This is a genomic window from Citrobacter sp. RHBSTW-01013 (genome assembly GCF_013781985.1).
GTDB classification, from domain to species: Bacteria; Pseudomonadota; Gammaproteobacteria; order Enterobacterales; family Enterobacteriaceae; genus Citrobacter; species Citrobacter braakii.
In genome coordinates, this window is record NZ_CP056185.1 from 3,690,511 (window position 1) to 3,716,561 (window position 26,051).

A 26,051-nucleotide genomic window follows, 5' to 3' on the forward strand; every position below is an offset into this window, starting at 1 on the left:
AGGTGATCGCAGCTTGCGGTTATGCTATAACACACCCCTAACTCTGACCCTTCACGGGGTCGAAGCACCAATCTATCGGAACAGGATGCAAAAATGGTTACTTTCCACACTAATCACGGCGATATCGTAATCAAAACGTTTGATGATAAAGCGCCTGAAACAGTTAAAAACTTCCTGGACTACTGCCGCGAAGGTTTTTACAACAACACCATTTTCCACCGTGTTATTAACGGTTTCATGATCCAGGGCGGCGGTTTCGAACCGGGCATGAAGCAAAAAGCCACGAAAGAAGCGATCAAAAACGAAGCGAACAACGGTCTGAAAAACACCCGTGGTACGCTGGCGATGGCGCGCACTCAGGCTCCGCACTCCGCAACCGCACAGTTCTTCATCAACGTTGCAGACAACGACTTCCTGAACTTCTCCGGCGAAAGCATGCAGGGTTGGGGTTATTGCGTGTTTGCCGAAGTTGTTGAAGGCATGGACGTGGTTGATAAAATCAAAGGCGTTTCCACTGGTCGCAGCGGTATGCACCAGGATGTGCCAAAAGAAGACGTCATCATCGAAAACGTGACCGTCAGCGAGTAATCGTGACGACACTGTTTATTGCAGATCTTCACCTCTGCACAGAAGAACCGGCGATCACCGCCGGTTTTCTGCGTTTTTTAGCCGGTGATGCGCGAAAAGCTGATGCACTGTACATTCTCGGCGACCTGTTTGAAGCCTGGATTGGCGACGACGACCCAAACCCACTGCATCATGAAATAGCCGCGGCGATAAAATCACTGGTTGATTCCGGCGTTCCCTGCTTTTTTATTCACGGCAATCGAGATTTTCTGCTCGGCAAACGTTTTGCCCGTGAAAGCGGCATGAGCTTGCTGCCTGAGAAAAAAGTACTCAACCTGTATGGCCGCAAGGTATTGATCATGCATGGCGACACTTTGTGTACCGACGATGCAGGCTATCAGGCGTTTCGCGCCAAAGTACATCAACCCTGGCTACAGAAGCTGTTCCTCTCCCTACCTCTGTTCGTTCGCCAACGTATCGCCGCGAAAATGCGCGCCAACAGCAAAGCGGCCAACAGCAGCAAGTCACTGGAGATCATGGATGTGAATCCGCAGGCCGTCATCACCGAGATGGAAAAGCATCAGGTCCAGTGGTTAATTCACGGCCACACCCACCGCCCGGCAGTCCACAAACTTACAGCCAATGAGCAACCCGCTTTCCGCGTGGTATTAGGCGCATGGCACACCGAAGGGTCGATGATCAAAGTCACGCCAGATGACGTTGAACTGATCGCATTTCCGTTTTAATTCCGCAGATATCCAGTTCCTCTTTACACAAAACTCGTTGCGATGTAGCCAACTAAAGAGGCTGCCTGAAGGGTGAAGTGTAAAGCGCGCAATCGTTTTCCTTGGCGGCGAATTATGCTATTCTCTGTGGCCTCAAAAGTCGAGTGTAGTGCATCACAGGAGTTTTCAGACGCATGTCTTCCCGCAATAACCCGGCGCGTGTCGCCATCGTGATGGGGTCCAAAAGCGACTGGGCTACCATGCAGTTCGCCGCCGAAATCTTCGAAATTCTGAACGTGCCGCATCATGTTGAAGTCGTCTCCGCCCACCGCACCCCTGACAAACTGTTTAGCTTCGCTGAAAGCGCAGAAGAGAACGGCTATCAGGTGATCATTGCCGGTGCGGGTGGCGCTGCGCATCTGCCGGGCATGATTGCGGCGAAAACGCTGGTGCCCGTTTTAGGCGTCCCGGTGCAAAGCGCGGCGCTGAGCGGCGTAGATAGCCTTTACTCCATCGTACAGATGCCGCGCGGTATTCCGGTCGGAACGCTGGCTATCGGCAAAGCGGGCGCGGCAAATGCGGCCCTGCTTGCCGCACAAATTCTGGCAACACACGACAAAGCATTACACCAGCGTCTGAACGACTGGCGCATAGCGCAAACCGACGAGGTGCTGGAGAATCCGGACCCGCGAGGTGCGGCATGAAGCAGGTCTGCGTACTCGGTAACGGTCAGCTAGGGCGCATGCTGCGCCAGGCCGGTGAGCCGCTGGGCATTGCGGTCTGGCCCGTCGGGCTGGATGCCGAACCAGCAGCGGTCCCTTTTCAGCAAAGCGTGATCACCGCTGAGATTGAGCGCTGGCCGGAAACGGCGCTCACCCGCGAGCTCGCGCGCCACCCGGCGTTTGTCAACCGCGACGTTTTCCCGATTATTGCCGACCGTCTGACGCAAAAGCAGCTTTTTGACAAGCTCGGCCTGGCAACTGCGCCGTGGCAACTGCTGGCGGATAAAAGCGAATGGCCTGCAGTATTCGACAAACTCGGTGAGCTGGCGATCGTGAAACGTCGCGTCGGCGGTTACGACGGTCGTGGGCAGTGGCGTTTGCGCGCAAATGAAACCGAACAACTGCCGGACGACTGCTACGGCGAGTGCATCGTTGAGCAGGGAATCAACTTCTCTGGTGAAGTCTCACTGGTTGGCGCTCGTGCGCACGACGGTAGCACCGTCTTCTATCCGCTGACCCATAACCTGCACCAGGACGGCATTCTGCGCACCAGCGTGGTCTTCCCGCAGGCTAACGCCAAACAGCAGAAACAGGCCGAAGCGATGCTCTCTGCCATCATGCAGGAGCTGGGCTATGTCGGCGTGATGGCGATGGAATGTTTCATCACCCCGGAAGGTCTGCTGATTAACGAACTGGCTCCACGCGTGCACAACAGCGGGCACTGGACGCAAAACGGTGCCAGCATCAGCCAGTTTGAGCTGCACCTGCGCGCCATTACCAACCTGCCGTTACCCACGCCGGTAGTGAACACTCCTTCGGTGATGGTAAATCTGATTGGTAGCGACCTGAACTACGACTGGCTGAAGCTTCCGCTGGTGCATCTGCACTGGTATGACAAAGAGGTGCGTGAAGGGCGTAAAGTGGGACACCTGAACCTGAGCGACAGCGATACCGCGCGTCTTAGCGCGACGCTGGAAGCGCTTATTCCCCTGCTGCCGCCGGAATATGCCAGCGGTATTATCTGGGCGCAGTCAACGCTGAAATAAGCCATTAATGCCGGGGATTTGATTTTATCCTTCCCCGGCCCCTCCTCTGGCGCGTAAAATCCCCTCCATTGCTGTTTTTGTATTTTCAGGATCACACATGAACGATGGAACGGACTATCGCGCAATTTTGCTCGCTGGTACGCCTATAATCGATGTACGCGCCCCTGTCGAATTTCTGCAAGGCGCAATGCCGGGCGCAATCAACCTTCCCCTAATGAACGATGACGAACGTGCCGCCGTGGGTACCTGTTATAAACGTCAGGGACCCGAGGCAGCCCTCACGCTCGGTCATCAACTGGTCTGCGGCGAGACTCGCCAACAACGTATGAAGGCCTGGCTGGATGCCTGTCGTCAAAATCCTGCGGGTTATTTATGCTGCGCGCGCGGCGGTCAGCGTTCGCACATTGTGCAGCAGTGGCTGCACGAGTCCGGGATTGACTACCCGCTGATACACGGCGGCTACAAAGCCCTGCGTCAGGCGGCGATTCAGCTGACGGAAGAATTAGTGCAAAAGCCGATCGTCTTAATTGGCGGCTGTACCGGGAACGGTAAAACGCAGCTGGTGCAACAGCAGCCGAACGGCGTGGATCTCGAAGGTCTGGCGCACCATCGCGGTTCCTCGTTTGGTCGCACCGTTGAACCGCAGTTGAGTCAGGCGAGTTTTGAAAACCTGCTGGCGGTCGAAATGCTCAGAACCGACAGCCGTCAGGATCTGCGTCTGTGGGTACTGGAAGATGAAGGCCGCATGATCGGGGCTAATCATCTTCCTGAGTGCCTGCGTGAACGCATGACCCAGGCATCTATTGCAGTGGTGGACGATCCTTTTGAGCGTCGTCTGGAGCGACTGCGCGAAGAGTATTTCGTGCGGATGCACCACGATTTTACCCATGCTTATGGCGAGAGTCAGGGCTGGCAGGAGTATAGCGAGTATCTGCACCACGGCCTGTTTGCTATTCGCCGCCGTCTGGGTTTACAACGTTTTGCCGAGCTGACCGCCCTGCTCGACGTGGCTCTGCGCGAACAGCAAGCAACGGGCAGTACCGACGCCCATATGGGCTGGCTGGTGCCGTTGCTCAACGAGTATTACGACCCGATGTATCGTTATCAACTGGAAAAGAAAGCCGCGAAAGTCGTCTTTCGCGGCACATGGCAGGACGTTGCCGACTGGCTTAACGCACAGTGATCAGTGTCTGTCGCGCTTATCCGCGCGTTTCGCCAGCCAGTCGCCCAGCACCTGAACGACCTGCACCAGAATAATCAGCGCCACCACGGTGACGATCATGACCTGGGTTTCATAGCGGTAATAACCAAAGCGAATCGCCAGGTCGCCTACCCCACCGCCACCAACGATTCCGGCCATCGCGGAGTAACCGATCAGACTCACCAGCGTTATCGTCAACCCACGCAGCAGACCCGCGCTCGCTTCAGGTAACAGAACGGTGCAGATGATGCGCATCGGGCTGGCGCCAAAGGCTTCCGCCGCTTCAATAATGCCTTTATCGACTTCGCGCAGTGCGCTGTCGACCAGACGGGCATAAAAAGCGATTGCCGCCACCGAGAGCGGGACCGACGCAGCAATCGGCCCAATGGTATTTCCGAGTAAAAACTGGGTGAGCGGCAGCAGCAGCACCAGCAGGATCACAAACGGCACTGAACGGATGATATTCACCAGCACGGAGCTGAGCAGATACACAAAACGGTTTTGCCAGAATAAATGCCGGTCGGTGACGAAAATAAGAAAACCGAGCGGCAGACCGCCAATAATCGCCAGCACCGTAGAGATACTTAGCATCTGAAAGGTTTCATTAAACGCCAGCGTCAAATCAGGCAATAAATCATCCACGAATCACCTCCACCTGTGCCGTGCGTTGACGAATATGTTCCACGGCGACATCCACCGCAGAAGGGTTATGCGGCGCGGTCAGTTGCACCACCAGAATCCCCAGAGCACGCTCGCCGATATATTCAATTTTGCCGTGCAGAATGTTCACCGCCACACCAAATTTAACCGCGACTTCTGACAACACCGGCTGTTCCGCTGAATCGCCGATGAACAGAATTTTCAGCAACTGGCCAGGCAAATGCTGGCGCAAGCGTTCGGGTAGCGTCAGATTGAGGGTATGCGACACCAGTTGCTGCGTGAAAGCGTGCTGCGGGTGAGCAAAAACGTCAAACACCTCACCGGACTCCACCACCTTGCCGCCGGACATCACCGCCACACGATCGCAAATCGATTTGATCACGTTCATCTCGTGAGTGATCAGCACGATCGTGATCCCCAGCTGTTGGTTGATCTGCTTAAGCAATGCCAGAATAGTGGCCGACGTTTCCAGATCCAGCGCAGAGGTCGGTTCATCACACAGCAGCACATCGGGGTGATTGGCAATCGCACGGGCAATACCAACGCGCTGCTTTTGCCCGCCGCTGAGCTGCACAGGAAAGCGGTTTGCCTTGTCAGACAGCCCCACCAGCGTCAGGATTTCGCTGACGCGTGGGCCAATTTTACTGCGCTCCCATCCGGCAGCCTTCAGGCTGAAAGCGACGTTTTGCGCCACGGTACGGGTATGCATCAGATTAAAATGCTGAAAAATCATCCCAATACGCTGACGGGCTTTACGTAGTTGCGCCCCTTCCAGCGCGGAAATTTCTACGCCGTTAACCTTTACGCTTCCCAGGCTTGGTCGCGTTAAGGCGTTCAGGGTGCGCAGCAGCGTGCTTTTCCCCGCGCCGCTGGTCCCGACAATGCCAAATATCTCGCCTGCGCCTATGCGCAAGCTGACGTCATCAACCGCCCGGGTTGATGGTCCACGGCCTGCGCTAAAATCCACGCAAACCTTTTCTATCTCAATCATAGCCACCTCAGAAATGCGAAAAGGGCAGTCGCCGCTGCCCCTGTTAACCTTGTGCGCAGCGATTATTGGGCTGCCGACATCCATTCCGGTTTCTGGAAGGCGCTGTAGATATTTTGCGGATCGTCGATCACCGCGCGATACGCCGGAGATTTCACCGCCGCCACAATATCTTTCGCGAACGGTTTATCCGCATCTTCACTGCGTACCGCTATGATATTTTTCAGATTTTCATCAAGATGCTCTTGCTTGATGGCGCTGGCGAGATCCAGTTTCGCCGCCACGGCAAAGTTACCGTTGACCAGCGCGCCGGTCACACCGTCCAGGGTACGCGGCAGTTGTGCCGCTTCCAGCGGTTTAAACACCAGCCCTTTCGGGTTGCTGGCGATATCGCGCTCAGAGGCTTTAGTCGGATCGATAGTGTCTTTGATGGTAATAAGGTCAATAGACTGCAGGAAACGCAGACCGCGAGCCAGATTGGTTGGATCATTGGAAAGCGTGATCACATCCCCTTTTTTTAACTCATCCAGGCTTTTGATTTTATGTGAGTAAAAACCCATCCCGGCCGTCGGGACCACAATCAGCTTGCTCAGCTTCAGTCCTTTATCAGCGGTGAATTTGTCAAAGTAGAGCGAGTGCTGGAACAAGTTGGCATCAATACTGCCGTTGGAAAGCGCCATGTTCGGCTGCACGTAGTCGCTGAATTCGCGCACCACTACCTTATAGCCTTTCTCTTTCAGCGTAGGGGCAATGGCCTGTTTCACCATATCGCCGTACGGACCAGGTGCGACGCCAAACACGATGGTATGCGGGTCACTGTTCGCATGAGCAAGTTGTAATCCACAGGCCAGTAACAGCGCTCCGGTCGCGACGCGTAAACTCTGACGCAATCCCATAATTTCTCCATTTTAACGTTGTGGTGTCATGTCTCACGCCGTTCTTGCGGCGTTGTTCTTGTTGGCCTGTTAACAGGCTGATTGTTAACATGACACAGATCACAACCTGCTGTCCTTGAAATTATTTCATGATGTTGCGGGATATGTCGTTGAATGTACGTTGAAGGACTAATGTGTTTTTCAGCAAAGGATAGTAAAAAACCGGATAACCTTCTGGTTACCCGGTTTTGGCAGGGAAATTGACTTAGAAATCGTAACGCAGACGAACCAGGTTCATATCACCCAGATCGTCGGTGCTGGAGGTGAAGACGTGTTCGTAATCAACACGGAAACCGTAGTCCAGCTGGAAGCTGATACCCACACCATTGTCGGTACGCAGGTAGTTACGACCATTCACGTATTCAATACGGTCGCCCATAACGAATGGAAGGGACTTCCCCTAGATATGCGCCTGATTAACTTTCGTGCAATCATAGGATAAACATTGACCCAGAGGGATTCGTTATGACCATCACCACTGTCGGTATCGATCTTGCTAAAAATGTGTTTGCTGTTCACTGCATTGACCAAAATGGTAAAGCTGTTCTGGTTAAACCCAAGGTGTCGCGTGCAGCACTTTCTGAACTCATCGCAGGTTTACCTCCCTGTGTCATTGGAATGGAAGCCTGCTCGGGTGCCCACTATTGGGCAAGATTATTCAGGCAGTATGGCCATGATGTCCGGTTGATGGCTCCGAAATTTGTCTCACCCTATCGCATGGCGGGTAAGACCGGGAAAAATGATGCAGCTGATGCAATAGCTATTTGTGAGGCAGTGCAGCGGCCGCATATGCGCTTTGTACCAGTCAAAGACGAAAGCCAGCAGGCAATGCAATGCTTACATCGGACAAGACAGGGATTTATCCAGGAAAGAACAGCAACGTATAACCGTCTTCGGGGCCTGATATCTGAATTCGGGGTTATTGCCCCACAAAGCACTGATGCTCTGCGTCATGTTGTTTCTGACCAGAAGGAAACTCTGCCAGTACAGGTTAGGCTGTGCATTGATGATCTATTGACACATGTCACTAATATTGAAGAGAAAATCGCCGAATATGACAGGGTATTATCTCGTGTGGCCAAAACAGATCATCGCAGCCAGCAGTTAATGGAACTGAAAGGTGTTGGGCCCACCACAGCGAGTGCGCTGGTCGCCAGTATTGGCAATGCCCATGATTTTAAGAACGGGCGCCAACTGGCAGCCTGGTTGGGGCTAACGCCATCACAATACAGTAGTGGCGGAAAATCAAAGCTTGGCAGGATAACAAAAGCGGGTGATGCCTATCTGCGAACCCTACTGGTCCAGGGAGCCCGTTCTGTAATGGTAGGGGCAGAGAATAGAACGGACCCGTTTAGCCGTTGGGTCTGCTCGTTGATTGGTAGGCGGGGATACTGGCGTGCTGTCGTTGCAATCGCCGCCAAGAATGCGAGGTTGTGCTGGGCATCATTACATTACGGCGATGACTTCAGACTGTATTCAACAACATGAAAAATTTAACTGAGTAGTAACTGAACTGTAAATTGTTGATGGTAAAGGGTTAGACCCCCGTGAGAAGTATCTGCATATCCTACTGGATATCACTATCCGATTAACGAAGGAGGATCTCACGAGCGTCTTTCATCAGGGTCCGAATCACTAGCGATTCAGCATGACCGTTTATAGTAGCGCAGTCTTATCCCTTGCCTTTCATTGATGAACAGACAGAAATTAAAAACCGGCGTTGACTGTTCGGGGAAGCCCTTATAGTAGGGTTGAACGGATTTCAGCGCATACTGACCAACCGGGAAGGTGTAACCCGCGAAGTATTCCAGACCCCAGGCATCACCGGCAAAGTAATCGTTAACAGAGACTTTTTTGGTGGTCATGAAGTTTTGATACCAACCGCCGCCCATCGAGAAGGTCCAGTTGTCCGGTTTCCAGCTCAGCGCGGTACCGACGATGTTTTGATCGTAGGTTTTGCTGGTGTCGCCACGCATTTCCGCGCGGGTGTAGTTCCACGCCGTACCCCAGGTCAGGTCATCGGTGATGTGATAATCCACACCCAGCGAGCCACCGCCTTTACGCTTGTAGCGCAGACCGTTGTTCGGGTTGTAATCATCGCTGAACAGATAAGACGCGTAGAGATCAACATCGCCAACCGTTTTCTTATACTTCAGTGATTTACGCGTACGATAGGAACCATCATAGTCGCCATTGATACCGTTACCTGGTGCCTGACCGATCATGTCGTAGTCCCAGATATCCGTTTTCGCACCAACCACATCATAGTAAATGCTGTTCTGTTGACCGAAGGTCAGCGTACCCCAGGTCGCGCTCTTCAGACCGGTGTACAACATACGACGCGTGGTATCGTTGGCGCCGTTAGCATAGTGATTATCCCAGTTGAACATTGCCGGGAAGTTAACGCCCAGCTCGTAATAACTCACCCAGCTGATGTCATCAAACAGATAGTAATCAGCGGCGAAGCGGAAACGCGTCCCGCCGTCGAAGCCATTACGTTTGTAGCCATTCTTACCATCGTCACCGGCCATATTCTGGAACTGCGGACGAATACTCCCGCCAACGGTGAAGTTAAGACGGCTCAGCGGGTTGCCCGCCTGTGGATCTTGTTTCAGGACCGTGATTTCCGCCTGGGAGGCGAACGTCGTTAATGCCACTGCTGCGCCGATCGATACCGCCAGCGCCGTTTTTTTTATAGTCATTATTTGTACCTTGATAGATAGCCTGCCAATTATTCAGCATACAAATATTAACGTTTATTAATACACTCGTGTTGTCGGGTTTTTATTGTTCTGTGCTGTTAAATATCAATGAGTTATCAATTTGTGCTACATAGATAAAAAAACGCACCGATTTAAAAAACCGGTGCGTAATCATCACGAATATGAATTAACTACTGAACTGACGGAACAGCGCTTTGCCTTTTAGCAGACGTGAACCGAGCCATCCGCCGCATAACGAGAGCAACAATGCCCCACAAAGCGGCAACACGACCCACAGTCGCCAGTCTGGCTCCCACGGAAAATCAAACACTCGGGTTTGCAGCACCGCCAGTGCGGTTTCCGCGCCGATGGCAGCCACCAGTCCGGCGACCATCCCGAGCATGGCGAACTCGCACCATAGCGTGGTACGCAGCAGCTTCTTACCCGCGCCCAGCGTGCGCCAGACCACCAGTTCCTGATGACGCTGACGCATTCCGACCTGGACCTGCGCCAATAGCAGCAACATACCGCAAGCGGTAACCAGCACCACCATCACCTCCAGTGCCCGGCTCACCTGCTCCAGCACCTGGCTCACCTGTTTGAGGATTGCGCCAATATCCAGCAGGCTGATAGTCGGGAATTCGCGGTTAAGCTGCGTCAGCATGCCGTTGCCGTTCTCCCAGCGAAAGCTGGTTAACCAGCTTTGCGGCTGAGCGTCCAGCGCGCCGGAGGGAAAGATAAAGAAGAAGTTGGGGCGCAGGCTTTCCCAGTCCACTTTGCGCAGACTGCTGACCGTAGCGCTGAAATCCTGGGTATCGCCCATAAAGGTCACCCGATCGCCAAGCTTGACGTTCAGCCGTTTCGCCAGCCCCTCTTCCATCGAGACTTCGCCCGCTTTTGGCGGCCAGCTTCCGGCAACGATCGGGTTATGATCCGGTCGGGTATCCTGCCAGGTCAGATTAAGCTCACGGTTCAGCGCCTCATCGTGATTGCCTTCGGTCGGCTTCTCATTGATCGCCGTCAGACGCGCCCGCACAATCGGATAGAACGATTCCGGGATCACCTGATGCTCAGCCAGGAAAGCCTTGAGTGGAACCACCTGTTCGGTGGCAATGTTGATGAGAAAATAGTTCGGGCTTTCCGGCGGCATTTGCTGCTGCCAGCGGTCGAGCAGGTCGCCACGCAGTACCAGCAGCAGCGCCAGCAACATAAAGGAAAGCGAAAATGCCGACAGCTGACTGAGCGTTGACCACGGCTGGCGCAACAGCCGACTGACCGCTAAACGCAGCGGCAGCGAGGTGAGCGTCAGGCCACGCAGCACGTTGAGCAGCATCCAGCCGAGCACCCCGCACAAAAGCGCCAGCACTACCGCTCCGGCCAGCACGGCCCACAGCAGCGGACTTCCGCCCATCAGTCCGGCGAGCAGGGCAATCACGACTAACAATACCACCGGCAAATAAAACTTCAGCGGCCAGACGTTTGCCACCACGTCACGGCGCAGTACCCGCAGTGGCTGAGTCGCCAGCAGCAAACGGTAAGGGCGTAACCCCACCAGCAGAGAAATGACCGTCATGGTGCCTAATGCCCATAGCCACGGCCAGGGACTGGCAGGCGGCAGTTCGCCGGGCAGTACCGGCTTAAGTAATACCACCAGCGCGCGTTCAAACAACAGTCCGAATAACCCTCCGGTCACGCCAGACAGCGCCAGCACCATCAGCCATTGACCAACAATCAGCCTGCGCAACTGTGCTCTGCCCGCGCCAAGGGTTTTCAGAATAGCCACCAGATCGTAACGACTGCGGCAGTAATGGCTCATCGCCACGGCAACCGCAGCGACCGCCAGCAGCAGGGTTAGCAGCGCCGACAGCAGCAGGAACTGTTGCGAACGCTCCAGTGATTTCCCCAGCGCCCCTTCATCCTGCTCCAGCCCATACCAGCGCTGTTCAGGCTTTAACTGCGGGAGCAGCCAATTTTCATAGGCTTCCAGTTGCTGCGGTGTCCCGCCAAATTTATAGCGCCAGGTCACACGGCTCCCCGGCTGGACCGCCGCCGTTTTCTCGACATCCACCATGTTCATCATCAGGCGCGGCGCTATCTGGAACGGATTAAAACCGGCGTCCGGCTCCTGCACCACTTCTCCGGCGATGCGCAGCGTGGCATCGCCCACGTCGATGGAATCACCGATTTTTAAGTTCAGCAACGCCATCAGACGCGGAGCCAGCAGCACCGAGCCTGGCTGAGGTTTCAGTCCCGGCGGATTGGTTTGCAACGTGCCATACATCGGATACACATCATCCACCGCTTTGACGTTCGCCAACTGCGGCGTATCCCGGGCAAAGGTCATAGTGGCAAAGGTCAGCTGTTCGCCCACTTTCAGGCCACGCTGTAGCGCCTCGTCAATCCACGCTTTCGGCACGGTACGCGAACTTTGTAGCGACCGATCTCCCGCCATAAACTCACGGCTTTGCTGGCTCAGCCCTTTTTCCATACGATCGCTGATATTGCCCAGAGCCAGCACGCAGGCCACGGCCAGGCTCAGCGCCAGCCAGACAATCAGTAATGAAGGCGAGCGCCATTCGCGCCAGAACCAGCGTGCAATCATGCCTCCTCCTGCAACTGTCCGTTCACCAGGCGTAAACGCCGATCGCAACGCGCCGCCAGTTGAGAATCATGGGTCACCAGAATCAGGGTGGTGCCATGTTCCCGGTTCAGAGAAAACAGCAGGTCGGCGATTTTGTCTCCGGTCTGGCGGTCCAGATTGCCCGTCGGTTCATCGGCAAACAGCACGTCAGGGCGACCGTTAAACGCCCGCGCCAGCGCCACGCGCTGCTGCTCCCCGCCGGAAAGCTGGGCCGGAAGATGATCAAGACGTTTTCCCAGCCCCAGTTGCTCCAGCAACGTTTTTGCCCCGTCGCGACTTTTTCCGCTGTTTTCGCCGCGCAACAACGCGGGCAACTCGACGTTTTCCAGCGCGTTTAGGGTCGGAATTAACATGAATGACTGGAAGACAAAACCCACGTGTCGCGCCCGCAGCTGTGCCCGGGCTTCTTCATCCATGGTGTGCAGCGCCTGCCCCACCAGGCTGACTTCACCGCTGGTGCCATCGTCCAGCCCGGCGAGGATCGCCAGCAGTGTGGATTTTCCTGAACCCGACTCGCCAATCAGCGCAATGGTCTCGGCGCGTTTGACAACCAGTTCAACTCCGGTAAGGATGGATAGCTCATGATCACCCTGACCGACGGATTTCTTAAGATGATGAACTTCAACAATGTTTTCCGCTGGCATTGGCCTTTCCTGTTCCTGGTCCTGTTAACTTTCCGCGCCGCCGCAGCGGACACGTTATTAATTCTGGGTGACAGCCTGAGCGCCGGATACCGTATGTCCGCCAGCGCCGCGTGGCCTGCGCTACTTAATGATAAATGGCAAACCAAAACGCCGGTGGTGAATGCCAGTATTAGCGGCGACACCTCGCAGCAGGGTCTGGCCCGTCTGCCTGCATTACTGAAGCAGCACCAGCCGCGCTGGGTGCTGGTAGAACTTGGCGGCAACGACGGTCTGCGCGGTTTTGCGCCTGCGCAAACCGAACAAACCCTGCGCACGATTCTGCAGGATGTGAAAGCAGCAAATGCCGAACCGCTGCTGATGCAAATTCGTCTGCCGGCAAACTACGGTCGCCGTTATAATGAAAGCTTTAGCGCGATTTATCCAAAACTCGCCAAAGAGTTTGATATACCTCTGCTGCCCTTTTTTATGGAAGAGGTTTATCTGAAACCCCAGTGGATGCAGGATGATGGTATTCATCCTAACCGTGACGCCCAGCCGTTTATTGCCGACTGGATGGCGCAACATCTCACACCTCTAGTAAATCACGACTCGTAAAACAACGGAGATCCTGACAGGTAAAGTTATGCAAAAATCGGTCTTAATAACAGGATGTTCCAGCGGAATCGGTCTGGAAAGCGCGCTTGAGCTAAAGCGCCAGGGTTTTCAAATTCTGGCAGGCTGTCGCAAACCTGACGATGTGGCGCGTATGAACAGCATGGGATTCACCGGCATATTGCTGGATCTGGATTCACCCGAGAGCGTAGATCGCGCGGCTGATGAGGTGATCGCCCTGACCGATAATCGTTTGTATGGGATCTTTAACAACGCCGGATACGGCGTCTATGGCCCACTGCCCACCATCAGCCGCGAGCAGATGGAACAGCAGTTTTCCGCCAACTTCTTCGGCGCACATCAGCTTACCATGCGCCTGTTACCCGCCATGCTACCCCACGGCGAAGGACGAATTGTGATGACCTCGTCGGTAATGGGATTGATCTCAACGCCGGGGCGCGGGGCCTATGCCGCCAGCAAATATGCGCTGGAAGCCTGGTCCGACGCGCTGCGTATGGAGCTGCGCCACAGCGGGATTAAGGTCAGCCTGATTGAGCCTGGCCCTATTCGCACCCGCTTTACCGAAAACGTCAACCAGACCCAGAGCGATGCTCCCGTGGAAAACCCCGGAATTGCCGCGCGTTTTACGCTGGGGCCACAAGCGGTTGTCGCCAAAGTGCGTCATGCGTTTGAGAGCAACAAACCAAAGCTGCGTTATCCGGTTACGCTGGTGACCTGGGCAGTTATGCTACTGAAACGCCTGTTGCCAGGCCGCATAATGGACAAAATTTTACACGGTTGAGTTGAAGCACGCGCGTCAGCCCCCATGTAACAAGAAATCGACAAAAGAGAGTAACTCCATGTCCACACAGAATATTGTTAACATTAACGAATCGAATCTCCAGCAGACCCTTGAACAGTCGATGACCACGCCGGTCCTGTTCTATTTTTGGTCTGAGCGCAGCCAGCATTGTCTGCAATTAACGCCGGTGCTGGAGAGCCTTGTTGCTCAGTACAACGGTCAGTTTATTCTCGCCAAGTTAGACTGCGACGCCGAGCAGATGATCGCCTCCCAGTTTGGTCTGCGCGCGATCCCCACGGTTTATCTGTTCCAGAACGGTCAGCCGGTAGATGGATTCCAGGGCCCGCAGCCGGAAGAAGTTATTCGCGCGCTGCTGGAGAAAGTGTTACCGAGCGAAGAAGAGTTGAAAGCGCGCCAGGCGATCGAGTTCATCGAAGCCGGCAATCACGCTGATGCGCTGCCGCTGCTGAAAGAAGCCTGGCAGATCTCCAACCAGAGCAGCGAAATTGGCCTGCTGCTGGCGGAAACGCAAATCGCCCTGAACCGTTCTGACGAAGCCGAAGCGGTACTGAAAACTATCCCGTTGCAGGATCAGGACACCCGTTATCAGGGCCTGGTGGCACAGATCGAACTGCTGAAGCAGGCGGCTGATACACCTGAAATCCAACAGTTGCAGCAGCAGGTCGCCAGCAATCCACAGGATGCGGCGCTGGCAACTCAACTGGCCATTCAGTTACACCAGGTCGGACGTAACGAGGAATCGCTGGAATTGCTGTTCAGTCACCTGAAGAAAGATCTCACTGCAGCCGACGGTCAGGCGCGTAAAACCTTCCAGGAGATCCTTGCCGCACTGGGCACCGGCGATGCGCTGGCCTCGAAATACCGCCGCCAGCTGTACGCGCTGTTGTACTAATCCGCTGCATTTGCCTGATGGCGCTTGCGCTAATCGGGCCTACAATCTCCCCGTAGGCCCGCGCCATCCGGTACTCCATTAGTTTTTTTTCAAATGCGTCACCACCAGTTGGTGACGTGAATTATAGAACTTCCGATAGGTCAGGTAGCAGGCGATAATGGTTGACAGACTGGCGGTCGAAAGCAGCATAAACGTCACCATAATCTGATACTTAATCGCTTTTACCGGATCAATACCTGCAAAGATCAACCCGGACATCATCCCCGGTAAACTCACCAGTCCCACGGTCTTCGCTGAATCGATCGTCGGGATCAGCGAAGCGCGAATACTGTCGCGAATCAGCGGCGCGGAGGCCACTTTCGGCGTCGCACCGAGGCTGAGTTTTTCCTGAATTTGCTGCTGTTCGCTGTTAAACCGCTGCCCCAGATTGTTGTAACACAGCCCTACCGCAACCATCGCATTGCCTGCAATCATGCCGGAAATTGGGATCACCTGCATTGGGGTAAACTCGATAGAGCCTGACAGAACCAGCACCGCCAGCGTTAACCCCGCCCCCGCCGTGATGGCGAGAAATGACGAGAGAAAAGCTTTATCAATATATTTACTGCGCTTTTGCGCGTTATAGGCCGCGTTGAAACAGATAAACAGCACCATCAATAAGGTCAGAATGCTGTGGTTAACGCCGAAAATATATTTCAGCACATAACCAACGATAATAAGCTGAACCACCGCCCGGCAAACGCTCCAGAGAATATCTTTTTCCAGCGCCAGTTTTTCTTTGTTGCTGATCAGTATCGCGACCACCACCAGCATCATCGCTAACGCCAGTGATTCATTGGTAATATTATGCTCGTTCATTGCTTACTTCCTGCATTTCCCCGGCGTGCGGTTGAAGGGTTATGACATTATCCGCATGATTAATTTCATCTTTGTCGTGCGTCACCCACAGCACAGCAATATTCTTATCGCGAACATAGTGGTGAATTAATTCGTTCACATTCCGTTTATTGGCTTCATCCAGCGCGCTGGTAATTTCATCAAGCAGCAGGATTTTTGGCAGAAACTGTAAATTACGAATTAACGAGACGCGTTGCTTTTCGCCGCCAGACAGCTCATTGATGTTTTTTTTGAGGATCGTTTCGGGTAGCTCAAAACGGGCCAGATCGGCAAGAAACACATCCGGCTCCGGACGTTTATCGCGGATTTGCCAGGGGAAAATGAGGTTGTCGTAAACGGTGTCACCAAACAACGCGGGCGTTTGCGCACAATAAGAGACCTGCTGGCGATATGTTTCAGGCTTAAGAGTGTTTATCTCCTTGCCCTCAAAGAGAATTTCACCGGCAGTCGGGCTAATTAATGACGCCACTATCTTGAGTAACGTACTTTTACCGCAACCAGACTGGCCGGTAATCAGCTTAAATTCTCCGGCCCGGAGATTAAAACAGATGTTATTGAGAACCTGCGTCGCCCCTGCCTGCCATGCGACATTTTTTAACTGAAGCAGAATGCTGCTTTCTTCCATTACCAATCCCTTTTTTACCTCTTTCGTGCAGACAGTCTATCCCTGTAATTTATTATAGGGGAGCCCACCTTGATAAATCGGGTATAATTTGACTAATGAGGCAGTAAAGGACAACACAACAGGAGGTTTCATCAATGCTCATTTTTATTCCTATTCTCATTTTTGTCGCGCTGGTCATCGTCGGTGCTGGCGTCAAAATCGTCCCGCAGGGATATCAGTGGACGGTCGAGCGTTTTGGCCGTTACACCAAAACCCTGCAACCGGGTTTAAACCTTGTTGTACCGTTCATGGACCGCATCGGTCGTAAGATCAACATGATGGAACAGGTGCTTGATATCCCCTCTCAGGAAGTCATCTCCAAAGACAACGCCAACGTCGCGATCGATGCCGTCTGCTTTATTCAGGTGATCGACGCGCCAAAAGCGGCTTATGAGGTCAGCAACCTGGAACTGGCGATCATCAACCTGACCATGACCAACATTCGTACCGTTCTCGGCTCGATGGAACTCGATGAAATGCTCTCCCAGCGCGACAACATTAACACGCGCCTGCTGCATATCGTTGACGAGGCCACGAATCCCTGGGGCATTAAAATCACCCGTATTGAAATCCGCGATGTGCGTCCGCCGGCGGAACTTATCGACGCCATGAACGCGCAGATGAAAGCCGAACGTACCAAGCGCGCCTATATTCTTGAAGCGGAAGGGATCCGTCAGGCAGAAATCGTCAAGGCCGAAGGTGAGAAGCAGTCGAAAATCCTCAAAGCGGAAGGTGAACGCCAGTCGGCATTTTTACAGGCTGAAGCGCGTGAACGTTCCGCAGAAGCCGAGGCCCGCGCGACGCAGATGGTTTCGGAGGCCATTGCCGCCGGGGATATTCAGGCCGTGAACTACTTCGTGGCGCAGAAATACACCGAAGCGCTGCAGCACATCGGTTCGTCGAATAACAGCAAAGTGGTGATGATGCCGCTGGATGCCAGCAGCCTGATGGGGTCCATTGCCGGGATAGCCGAACTGGTGAAAGACAGCGCCAGCGAACGGAAAAAATCATGATAGCGATGATTCTGGTGCACCCGCACATCTTCTGGCTCAGCCTCGGCGGTCTGCTACTCGCCGCCGAGATGCTGGGCGGTAACGGCTATCTGCTGTGGAGCGGCGTGGCGGCGGTGATTACCGGCCTGGTGGTGTGGCTTATCCCGCTTGACTGGGCGTGGCAGGGGGCGATGTTCGCCGTACTCACCCTGCTGGCGGCCTGGCTGTGGTGGAAGTGGCTGGCAAGGCGCGTACAAGATCAGAAACCCGCCGACAGCCATCTTAACCAGCGCGGGCAGCAGTTGGTTGGCCGTCGATTTATTCTGGAAACAGCCCTGGTCAATGGCCGCGGACATATGCGCGTCGGCGACAGCTCATGGCCCGTCAGCGCCCGCGACGATTTGAGCGCCGGAACGCAGGTTGAAGTTATTGCCGTTGAGGGAATTACCCTGATTATTACAGCGGTATCACACTAAAAAGACAGGAAATAAGACTATGGTCAGGAAGACACCCCTTGCCTTTGCCCTTTGCTCATTATTGGTCGTCGCCCCGCAGGTATTCGCCTCTTTCGATATGGAAGACTGCAAATGGAGCGACGACAGCTGCCTGCTGAAAGGCACGCCCACCTTCAATCCGGAAAACGACAGTCGTGATAACCTGCTGCGGCTGCTGAGCCAGGAGAAATCATTTGCTCTGCCGGTGCAGTCGATGCCGGCGGACATCACCCGCTCCCGCGATTTCTATTTTGCGTATCATCCGCAGTGGGATGACATTGCCCCGCAGCCAGCCGCAGCGCAGGTATCTGCCGAAGACAGCCCCCTGTCCCGACAGATAGCCGAACTGAACATTAGCGCAGACGAAATAAACGTCAACGACGCTGAGCTTGAGAACCGTCATGTTTCGAATAATACCGCGAGCGTCAGCGCATTTTTTGCCGCACTGCTGGCCGACTCAACGTTAACGGCAAATCAGCGTCAGGCCCTGGCCCAGGCGCGCACAGGACTGTTATCCGGGGCAACCCGCGAGCAGATTGAGTCATCGCTTGCCACTCTCCCGGCAGATTCTCCAGCTCAGTCCTACAAAAGCTATCTGGCAGCGGCCGCCAGTTTTTATGCCGGTGATTATGCCAGCGCCGAACAGGATTTCGCTCAGCTAGCCAAAAGCGATCGTCCGTGGCTGGCTGAGACCGCGCAATACATGCTGATACGTGCGGCGTTGAACAAAAGCAGCCAGAACAGCGTGGGCGAGTACGGCGATTTTGATATCACAAAAATTAACCGCGAGGACGCTTCTCAGGCTCAGACGCTGGCGCAAGCCTATCTGCAACACTACCCGCAAGGCCTGTACGCCGCTTCCTCGCACGGTATGCTGCGTCGTATCAACTGGTATTTACAGGCGTGGCCGCAATTGGCGGGGTTGTATGAGCAGACGCTTCAGCAATCGGCTGACGCACAGCAACTGCGTGAGATCGTCATCGAATACGATAATGTCTACGGCATGGCGTTCTACGAACAGTCCGTGGTGGAGGCTTTCCCCGATGCGCCGCTTGTCAGCTATATCGAACTGCTGCGCGCGTTGCGCCTGAATAACAACAACAAACCAACGCTGACGCAGGCCCAGCTTGACGCCAGCAAACCGGTGTTTGAGCAGAGCCAAAAACTGCCGCTATGGCGCGATCTGCAGCTGAATCTGTGGCTGGCAACGGGCAACTACGCGGCGATTATTTCGGCAGTTACTCCGGCGCAGAAACTTCCGGCCCACGATACGCTGGCCTTCAGCGAACAGGTGCTGTACGGCGAAGCGCTGATGGGCCAGCAGAAATGGACCACCGCACGTGATTTCTGGCAGACATTGCTGAAGCTCAGCCAGGACAACGAACAGCAGCAGTATGTGCAGGCTAAGCTAGCCGCGACGCTGGTTTATAGCGGCGACGTGGCGGCAATTTTCGCCCCAGAAAGCGCAGTAACTAACCTGCGCTTTCGCTCGCAGGTGCTGAAAACCCAGGCCACGCCTGAACTACTGCGCCAGCAAGCCGTCCATGGTCCTAATAACGAAGAGCGTACCATCGCCCTGCATACGCTGCTGGTGCGGGATCTCACTGAGCATCGCTTTGACGACTGGCTGAATGACAGAAAACTGGCCAGCGCCATTACGCCGCCGGTCATTGGCGAAGCGTTTGATGACGTTAATCTGAGTATTTTCGACTGGAAAGGCGACTCTGCCGAGAGCGGTTATACCTGTCGCAGCCTCAATGAAACGGTAACGGTTCTGAGCAAACAAGCGCATGATGCCCACTCCCTGAACTGCTTAGGCGAATTTTTCCGCACTACGCAAACCCACGTTGATTTATGGAAAAACAGTTCCGGCAACGATGTGCTTGAATCAGCAATCTCGCGCAAGAAACCGTTCGGCCAGTTCGACAGGCAAAGCTACTACCAGCAGGTGATCACATCGCCAAAAGCAGAGGTTGAAGATAAGAGCTTTGCGCTGTATCGCGCCATCATGTGCTATGCGCCGTCAGGCTCTAACGAGTGCGGCGGTGAGGAAGTAGATAAACTACAGCGTAAAGGCTGGTTCACCCAACTGAAAACACAGTATCCGGGAAGTCCGTGGGCGCAAAAACTCAAATACTACTGGTAACTGCGCTGCTACTCGGCCAGGCACAGGCGGCGGAAATCGTCGCCGCCCGTGAACATCCGGCCTTCTGGCTATGGTCCGGAGTGAAGGCCAGTGACGAGCTGAAAAACGCACAAACAGTCTATCTGCATCAGGGCGAAGTCCTGGTACGTTCAGGTAACGTGGTGTTCCAGCGTCTAGGACTGCCGGTTAATCGCCTGACTTTCCCCTCTATCTGGTTGACCGTGCGCTTTACCACACTCGACGTACCGGAGGAGATCCCGGCGCGCATCATACGCTTGATGCAACGCTGGCAGACGGCCGGAAATCACGTCATCGGCCTGCAGGTTGATTTTGACGCGGCGACCCATCAGCTTGCCGATTACGCCTACTTTCTGCAGCAGTTACGCCAACGGCTACCGACCGAGTTTGCACTTGGCGTAACCGGACTACTGGATTGGGCAAAAACGGGCGACGTCGCCACGCTGAACGCGCTGGCGGTCGATGAACTGGTGGTCCAGAGCTATCAGGGACGTCACACGGTACCGAATTATCAGGCGTATCTGCCCGCCCTCAGTCGTCTGCGCATTCCATTTAAGCTGGGGCTGGTACAAAACGGTAGCCGGGACCCGCAGGCTGAAGCGCAACTTGAGAAATCACCGTGGTACCGCGGCACGGTGGTGTTTATGCTTAATCCGCCACTTCGTTAAGCCTTCGCTTTATGGTGGCAGCAGCCGGAGAGATTATCAATAATCGGGCATTCGGCGCTGTCATCGCCAGGGCAACTCTCCGCCAGCGCCAACAAATGCAAGCGCATAGCCTGCAGCTCGCTGATATGGCGCTCAATGTCCGCCACCTTTTCTAACGTACGCTTTTTCACATCTGCGCTGTGACGCGCCGGATCGTTAAACAGGTTCACCAACTCGCCGCACTCTTCCAGGTTAAAACCAACCTGTCGTGCCTGTCGTAACAGCGTAAGCTCATTCAGATGCTGTTGGTTGTATGTGCGATAGCCATTTTCGCTACGCAGCGGCGGCGTCACTAACCCCTTTTCTTCGTAAAAGCGTATCGCTTTGCTGGTTAAACCGGTTTTTTTCGCAACATCGCTAATATTCACATTTCCCCCGCTGATCTTGTTGGTACTGAGCCACATTATAGCCCACATTGCCGTAATCCTTTACCCAAGAACCCCGCGCATTTCCCACCATCACAGCGATGCACAAATCCTTTTAATTCACATTGTTATATCCGATTCAGATCACATTTCAGCATTTATTGACCACGCAAAATTGACTCAAATCAAAAGATGTATCGGTTCTGCACCTTTCATCTTGAACAAAGGGAAACAATTTTATATACAAACGCGAATGATAATGATGATCATTTACATTCAATAAAGGTTCTCTTATGTTGCCACGGATTAACCAAAGGCCATTTATTCTTTCAGCCCTGACATTATGCATGTCCGGCGCTACTTTTGCAGCGACCTCTCCAACACACGGTTCAACGTCCGACGAAGATACGGTGATCGTTACGGCTAACCGCACAGAAAGTAGTCTCTGGGATAGCCCGGCAACCATTCAGGTTATCGATCGCCAGACGCTACAAAACTCCACCAGCGTTTCTCTTGCTGATGATTTACAAGATATCCCCGGCGTCGAAGTTACCGATAACGCTCTCGCAGGTCGGAAACAAATTCGTATCCGTGGCGAAGCTTCTTCGCGGGTGCTGATTTTGATAGACGGCCAGGTCGTCAGCTACCAACGTGCCGGACAAAACTACGGAGCCGGTTTACTGATTGACGAATCCGCGCTGGAACGTATTGAAGTGGTCAAAGGCCCTTATTCTGTCCTCTATGGTTCGCAGGCAATTGGCGGCGTCGTGAACTTTATTACCAAAAAAGGCGGCGATAAGCCTTTGGGTGGTAGCGTTAAGGCTGTTTATAACTCCGCAACGGCAGGATGGGAAGAGTCAGCGGCAGCCTGGGGAAGCATCGGTAACTTTGACTACCGTATCAATGGCAGCTATTCCGACCAGGGGGATCGCGATACACCTGACGGAAGATTGCCCGACACCAACTTCCGTAATAACGGTCAGGGAGTGTGGCTTGGCTACAATCTCGATCGCCACAAAATTGGGCTCTCACTCGACCGTTATAAGCTATCCACTCAAACCTGGTTTGACGATCCCGAAGGTCAGTTCGATGACTTTAGCGTCAAAATTCCTAAGCTGGAACGCGAGAAAATCGGTCTTTTCTACGACTACGCGGCCGACGGGGATTACCTGAAGAACATCCATTTTGACGCATACACCCAGACAATAGAGCGCAAATTTGAAAACCGGGTCAAAACGACCCAGATTATCCCCAGCCCGATGATTAAAGCGCTGACGGTAAGCAATCAAACCAATACCAACGACAAACAATATACCCAGGGTGTAACGCTGCAGGGTAATATCTCCCTTCCGGCTAACAACACGCTGGTGATTGGCACTCAGTATCAGCATGACAAAATAAAACAGGACACGGACGGCAGTACGCGCCAGACCGCGGCTACCGGCTTCTTCGATACGCAAACTCGTACCCTGTCATATAACGAAGCGGAACAAAGCAACACCTCACTGTTCGCGCAAAACGACTGGCGCTTTGCCGATGACTGGACGTGGACCGTGGGCGCACGCCAGTACTGGCTGTCTTCGAAACTCAATCGCAACGATACGCAAACCATCCAAAGCAGCGGCACCACTTGGCAATCCACCGGGGGAAATTCCGTTCACGATGATGAACTGGTGACCTCGACCAGCCTGCGCTATTCCGGCTTTGAAGATCTTGAACTCCGGGCTGCATACGCCCAGGGCTATGTCTTCCCCACGCTTACTCAATTGTTCATGCAGACATCCGCCGGCGGCAGCGTTACCTACGGCAACCCAAACCTGAAGGCTGAACACTCGAATAACTATGAGTTGGGCGCGCGGTATAAAGGGAATATGTGGCTGATTGACGGCGCTATTTATTACTCCGAAGCCAAAGACTATATCGCCAGTCTGGCCTGTTCAGGCCAACCCGTTTGCAACGGCAACACCACCTCTTCCCGCGGCGGCTATTACTACTACGACAACATCGATCGTGCCAAAACCTGGGGCATGGAATTAACCGCAGAATACAACGGCTGGGCGGTTTCACCCTACCTGAGCGGTAATCTCATTCGCCGTCAATACGAAGGCAACACCATAAAAACCTGGGATACCGGCGAACCCACGCTGACCGGGCGCGTTGGCCTGAAACATACCTGGTTGATGAATGCCGCTAACGTGACGTCCGATGTCTTTATTCGCGCGGCGTCCCGCGCCAAAGATAATACCGGCACCACGGAAATAAACTACCCAGGCTGGGCCACGCTAAACCTCGCATTCAACACTGAGTTTGGTCCGCAGGACCAGTATCAGGTCAACCTCGCGCTCAACAACCTGACCGACAAGCGTTACAGAACCGCGCATGAATCTATCCCAGACGCTGGTTTCAATGCCGCTGTTGGCTTTGCGTGGAATTTCTGACGATGAAAAAACTCATGATTGGCTTACTGAGCCTCGCCTGTGTTTTCAGCGCCCAGTCCGCTGACCGCCTGGTGGTGGCGGGCGGTTCGCTTAGCGAACTGATTTACGCCATGGGCGTCGGCAACCGGGTGGTTGGCGTCGATGAAACCACCTCGTACCCACCAGAAACTGCCGCACTCCCGCATATCGGCTACTGGAAGCAGTTAAGCAGCGAGGGCATTTTATCGCTGCACCCGGACAGCTTTATCACCTGGCAGGATGCAGGCCCTCAAATCGTTTTGGATCAGCTCCGGGCGCAGAAAGTTAACGTCGTTACATTGCCGCGCGTACCGGCCACCGTCGAGCAAATGTACGCCAACATTCGGGAGCTGGCTCAAACGCTGCGCATTCCTGAACAAGGTGAAGCGCTGGTCAATCGCCTGCATAAACGTCTGGATCGTGTTCAGCACAGCGTGGCGGCGAAAAATGCGCCGGTCAAAGCCATGTTCATTCTCTCCGCTGGCGGCAGCGCGCCGCAGGTCGCCGGCAAGGGCAGCGTTGCCGATGCCATTATGACCCTTGCAGGCGCACAAAATGTCGCCACCCACGCGCAGTATAAAAGTTACAGCGCGGAGTCGCTGATCGCCGCCAACCCGGAGGTGATCGTGGTGACGTCGCAAATGGTGGATGGCGATCTGGCTCGTCTGAGCGCGATTGCCGGTATTACCCACACTGCGGCCTGGAAAAACCAGCGCATTGTGGCGGTAGACCAGGCGCTGATTCTGGGAATGGGGCCTCGCGTCGCCGATGCGGTTGAAGCCCTGCACCAGCAATTCTGGCCTCACTAACTGGATTTATAAAAAAGAATGAAGACTGAACACTCGCTGGATCTCACCGCGCATTTTGCGCTTGAGGGAAGTCAGCCCTTTAAGGATCGCCGCGCCACAATGCCATGGCGCGGGGCGATCCCGATTGCCAAAGAGCTATTGTCACAAACCTGGCAGGATGTTATCAGCCAGCCTACCCCGCCGCGTAAACGGCTGGTGTACTTGCATATCCCTTTTTGTGCAACGCATTGTACTTTCTGCGGTTTTTATCAAAACCGGTTCGAAGAAGATCACTGCGCCCGCTACACCAACGCGCTGTTGCGCGAAATCGAGATGGAAGCCGATAGCGCATTACATCAGTCAGCCCCAATTCACGCCGTCTATTTTGGCGGCGGTACGCCTTCAGCGCTGTCAGCACGGGATCTGGGCAGAATCATCACCGCGCTGCGTGAAAAGTTACCGCTGGCACCGGACTGCGAAATTACCATTGAGGGACGAGTGCTCAATTTTGACGATGCGCGAATTGATGCCTGCCTTGACGCTGGCGCCAATCGGTTTTCGATCGGTATTCAATCTTTTAACAGCCGGATCCGCAAGAAAATGGCGCGCACCTCAGACGGCCCGACCGCAATTGCCTTTATGCAGGGGCTGGTAAAACGGGATCGTGCCGCCGTGGTATGCGATCTGTTGTTTGGTCTGCCAGGACAAGATGCAAAACTGTGGGGCGACGATCTGGCGATTGCCCGTGAAATCGGCCTCGACGGCGTAGATCTTTATGCGCTGAACCTGATCCCCAATACACCGCTTGGCAAAGCAGTTGAAACCGGGCGCACAACCGTTCCCTCTCCCGCCGAACGTCGCGATCTCTATCTTCAGGGTTGCGATTTCATGGACAGCGCAGGCTGGCGCTGCATCAGCAACAGCCACTGGGCGCGTACCACGCGTGAACGCAATCTGTACAACCTGCTGATTAAACAGGGAGCGGACTGTCTGGCATTCGGCTCAGGCGCCGGGGGATCAGTCAATGGCTATTCCTGGATGGTCGAGCGCAATCTGACAACATGGCATGAATCTATCGCCGCCGGGAAAAAACCGCTAATGATGATGATGCGTACCGCCGAGCGTGGTTTCCAGTGGCGACACACTCTCCAGGCGGGCATTGAAACGGCCCGCGTTCCGCTGGATGAACTGACGCCTCATGCACAAAAACTGACCCCGCTACTGACCCAATGGCATCACGCAGGACTGACGCGAGATGCCAGCACCTGTGTGCGCCTGACCAATGAAGGGCGTTTTTGGGCGAGCAATATTTTGCAGTCTCTTGATGAACTTATTCAGGCACTTAACGCGCCGCGCATTGCGGTAGAACAACCATACCAGGAGTGAA

The 26,051-nt window shown here is 54.3% G+C and carries 24 protein-coding genes and 2 pseudogenes; 16 read left to right on the plus strand and 10 right to left on the minus strand.

All coding sequences use genetic code 11. The features are described 5' to 3' along the window. The first annotated feature begins 93 nt into the window (after positions 1 to 93). The 5 genes from ppiB to mnmH all read left to right on the plus strand — a co-directional run bounded on the left by ppiB (position 94) and on the right by mnmH (position 4,243). A complete protein-coding gene (ppiB, locus tag HV350_RS17820; RefSeq protein ID WP_003021875.1) occupies positions 94 to 588 on the plus strand; it encodes a peptidylprolyl isomerase B in 495 nt (164 codons plus the stop codon). Between the two features lie 2 nt (positions 589 to 590). Next, on the plus strand, positions 591 to 1,313 hold the full coding sequence (gene lpxH / locus HV350_RS17825; protein ID WP_181629048.1) for a UDP-2,3-diacylglucosamine diphosphatase: 723 nt from the start codon (positions 591 to 593) through the stop codon (positions 1,311 to 1,313). Positions 1,314 to 1,486: 173 nt separating this feature from the next. Then, complete coding sequence (gene purE / locus HV350_RS17830) at positions 1,487 to 1,996, plus strand: 5-(carboxyamino)imidazole ribonucleotide mutase (protein WP_049042612.1); 510 nt, start codon at positions 1,487 to 1,489, stop codon at positions 1,994 to 1,996. Next, positions 1,993 to 3,060 (plus strand): 5-(carboxyamino)imidazole ribonucleotide synthase, encoded by a 1,068-nt coding sequence (gene purK, locus HV350_RS17835; RefSeq protein ID WP_181629050.1) that lies wholly within the window; start codon positions 1,993 to 1,995, stop codon positions 3,058 to 3,060. The genes purE and purK overlap by 4 nt, the downstream gene beginning before the upstream one ends. 97 nt (positions 3,061 to 3,157) lie before the next feature. Beyond that, positions 3,158 to 4,243 (plus strand): tRNA 2-selenouridine(34) synthase MnmH, encoded by a 1,086-nt coding sequence (gene mnmH, locus HV350_RS17840; protein ID WP_016152118.1) that lies wholly within the window; start codon positions 3,158 to 3,160, stop codon positions 4,241 to 4,243. Here the strand turns inward: mnmH and HV350_RS17845 are convergent, their stop codons facing one another. The 4 genes and pseudogenes from HV350_RS17845 to HV350_RS17860 form a co-directional block, all read right to left on the minus strand. Beyond that, entirely contained in the window at positions 4,244 to 4,903 is a 660-nt protein-coding gene (locus tag HV350_RS17845; RefSeq protein WP_003831085.1) for a methionine ABC transporter permease, read from the minus strand. Further along, on the minus strand, positions 4,896 to 5,912 hold the full coding sequence (sfbB, locus tag HV350_RS17850) for a virulence-associated ABC transporter ATP-binding protein SfbB (protein ID WP_046276103.1): 1,017 nt from the start codon (positions 5,910 to 5,912) through the stop codon (positions 4,896 to 4,898). The genes HV350_RS17845 and sfbB overlap by 8 nt, the downstream gene beginning before the upstream one ends. Before the next feature lie 62 nt (positions 5,913 to 5,974). Further along, a complete protein-coding gene (locus HV350_RS17855) occupies positions 5,975 to 6,805 on the minus strand; it encodes a MetQ/NlpA family ABC transporter substrate-binding protein (RefSeq protein WP_016155899.1) in 831 nt (276 codons plus the stop codon). A gap of 244 nt (positions 6,806 to 7,049) precedes the next feature. Next, positions 7,050 to 7,232 (minus strand): annotated as a pseudogene (locus tag HV350_RS17860) (porin); the annotation flags it as partial. Positions 7,233 to 7,309: 77 nt separating this feature from the next. Between HV350_RS17860 and HV350_RS17865 the strand changes: the two are divergent. Then, positions 7,310 to 8,332 carry an IS110-like element IS5708 family transposase gene (locus HV350_RS17865; protein ID WP_000156884.1) on the plus strand — a complete coding sequence of 341 codons (1,023 nt, stop codon included), beginning with the start codon at positions 7,310 to 7,312 and terminating at the stop codon, positions 8,330 to 8,332. A 254-nt stretch (positions 8,333 to 8,586) separates the two neighbouring features. Here HV350_RS17865 and HV350_RS17870 read toward each other — a convergent pair. The 3 genes and pseudogenes from HV350_RS17870 to ybbA all read right to left on the minus strand — a co-directional run. Continuing rightward, a pseudogene (locus HV350_RS17870) lies at positions 8,587 to 9,546 on the minus strand (porin); the annotation flags it as partial. Between the two features lie 187 nt (positions 9,547 to 9,733). Then, complete coding sequence (gene ybbP, locus HV350_RS17875) at positions 9,734 to 12,148, minus strand: putative ABC transporter permease subunit YbbP (RefSeq protein WP_181629051.1); 2,415 nt, start codon at positions 12,146 to 12,148, stop codon at positions 9,734 to 9,736. Further along, a complete protein-coding gene (gene ybbA / locus HV350_RS17880) occupies positions 12,145 to 12,831 on the minus strand; it encodes a putative ABC transporter ATP-binding protein YbbA (protein WP_016152113.1) in 687 nt (228 codons plus the stop codon). Before ybbA ends, ybbP begins: the two co-directional genes overlap by 4 nt. Between ybbA and tesA the strand changes: the two genes are divergently transcribed. From tesA to HV350_RS17895, 3 genes are read left to right on the plus strand one after another with little or no spacing between them, the layout of a single operon-like run. Next, positions 12,799 to 13,425, plus strand: coding sequence for a multifunctional acyl-CoA thioesterase I/protease I/lysophospholipase L1 (gene tesA / locus HV350_RS17885; protein WP_085951033.1), 627 nt, complete (start codon positions 12,799 to 12,801; stop codon positions 13,423 to 13,425). The genes ybbA and tesA overlap by 33 nt on opposite strands. 28 nt (positions 13,426 to 13,453) lie before the next feature. After that, positions 13,454 to 14,224 (plus strand): SDR family oxidoreductase, encoded by a 771-nt coding sequence (locus HV350_RS17890; RefSeq protein WP_155574034.1) that lies wholly within the window; start codon positions 13,454 to 13,456, stop codon positions 14,222 to 14,224. A 58-nt stretch (positions 14,225 to 14,282) separates the two neighbouring features. Continuing rightward, on the plus strand, positions 14,283 to 15,137 hold the full coding sequence (locus tag HV350_RS17895; RefSeq protein ID WP_016152110.1) for a co-chaperone YbbN: 855 nt from the start codon (positions 14,283 to 14,285) through the stop codon (positions 15,135 to 15,137). Positions 15,138 to 15,215: 78 nt separating this feature from the next. On the opposite strand, the gene fetB is transcribed toward HV350_RS17895, so the two are convergent. Together fetB and fetA are read right to left on the minus strand one after the other, a co-directional pair. Beyond that, a complete protein-coding gene (fetB, locus tag HV350_RS17900; protein WP_181629052.1) occupies positions 15,216 to 15,995 on the minus strand; it encodes an iron export ABC transporter permease subunit FetB in 780 nt (259 codons plus the stop codon). Further along, positions 15,982 to 16,659, minus strand: a complete 678-nt coding sequence (gene fetA, locus HV350_RS17905; protein WP_016155893.1) for an iron ABC transporter ATP-binding protein FetA — start codon at positions 16,657 to 16,659, stop codon at positions 15,982 to 15,984. The genes fetB and fetA overlap by 14 nt, the downstream gene beginning before the upstream one ends. Before the next feature lie 134 nt (positions 16,660 to 16,793). Between fetA and HV350_RS17910 the strand changes: the two genes are divergently transcribed. From HV350_RS17910 to HV350_RS17925, 4 genes are read left to right on the plus strand one after another with little or no spacing between them, the layout of a single operon-like run. Further along, the gene (locus HV350_RS17910) at positions 16,794 to 17,711 is read left to right on the plus strand and encodes an SPFH domain-containing protein (RefSeq protein ID WP_016152106.1); all 918 of its coding nucleotides are present in this window, start codon (positions 16,794 to 16,796) and stop codon (positions 17,709 to 17,711) included. Next, entirely contained in the window at positions 17,708 to 18,166 is a 459-nt protein-coding gene (locus HV350_RS17915; protein WP_016152105.1) for an NfeD family protein, read from the plus strand. Before HV350_RS17910 ends, HV350_RS17915 begins: the two co-directional genes overlap by 4 nt. Positions 18,167 to 18,185: 19 nt before the next feature. Continuing rightward, the gene (locus HV350_RS17920; RefSeq protein WP_181629054.1) at positions 18,186 to 20,330 is read left to right on the plus strand and encodes a hypothetical protein; all 2,145 of its coding nucleotides are present in this window, start codon (positions 18,186 to 18,188) and stop codon (positions 20,328 to 20,330) included. Beyond that, positions 20,300 to 21,016 carry a DUF3142 domain-containing protein gene (locus HV350_RS17925; RefSeq protein WP_181629056.1) on the plus strand — a complete coding sequence of 239 codons (717 nt, stop codon included), beginning with the start codon at positions 20,300 to 20,302 and terminating at the stop codon, positions 21,014 to 21,016. The genes HV350_RS17920 and HV350_RS17925 overlap by 31 nt, the downstream gene beginning before the upstream one ends. Here the strand turns inward: HV350_RS17925 and cueR are convergent. Next, positions 21,013 to 21,423, minus strand: coding sequence for a Cu(I)-responsive transcriptional regulator (cueR, locus tag HV350_RS17930; protein ID WP_029139441.1), 411 nt, complete (start codon positions 21,421 to 21,423; stop codon positions 21,013 to 21,015). The genes HV350_RS17925 and cueR overlap by 4 nt on opposite strands. Positions 21,424 to 21,713: 290 nt before the next feature. On the opposite strand from cueR, the gene HV350_RS17935 reads away from it, so the two are divergent. From HV350_RS17935 to hutW, 3 genes are read left to right on the plus strand one after another with little or no spacing between them, the layout of a single operon-like run. Continuing rightward, positions 21,714 to 23,858: a TonB-dependent receptor gene (locus HV350_RS17935; protein WP_137379469.1), complete on the plus strand. Its 2,145-nt coding sequence runs from the start codon at positions 21,714 to 21,716 to the stop codon at positions 23,856 to 23,858. Between the two features lie 2 nt (positions 23,859 to 23,860). Continuing rightward, on the plus strand, positions 23,861 to 24,685 hold the full coding sequence (locus HV350_RS17940; RefSeq protein ID WP_181629058.1) for an ABC transporter substrate-binding protein: 825 nt from the start codon (positions 23,861 to 23,863) through the stop codon (positions 24,683 to 24,685). A gap of 18 nt (positions 24,686 to 24,703) precedes the next feature. Beyond that, on the plus strand, positions 24,704 to 26,050 hold the full coding sequence (hutW, locus tag HV350_RS17945) for a heme anaerobic degradation radical SAM methyltransferase ChuW/HutW (protein WP_181598502.1): 1,347 nt from the start codon (positions 24,704 to 24,706) through the stop codon (positions 26,048 to 26,050). Position 26,051 lies beyond the last annotated feature (1 nt).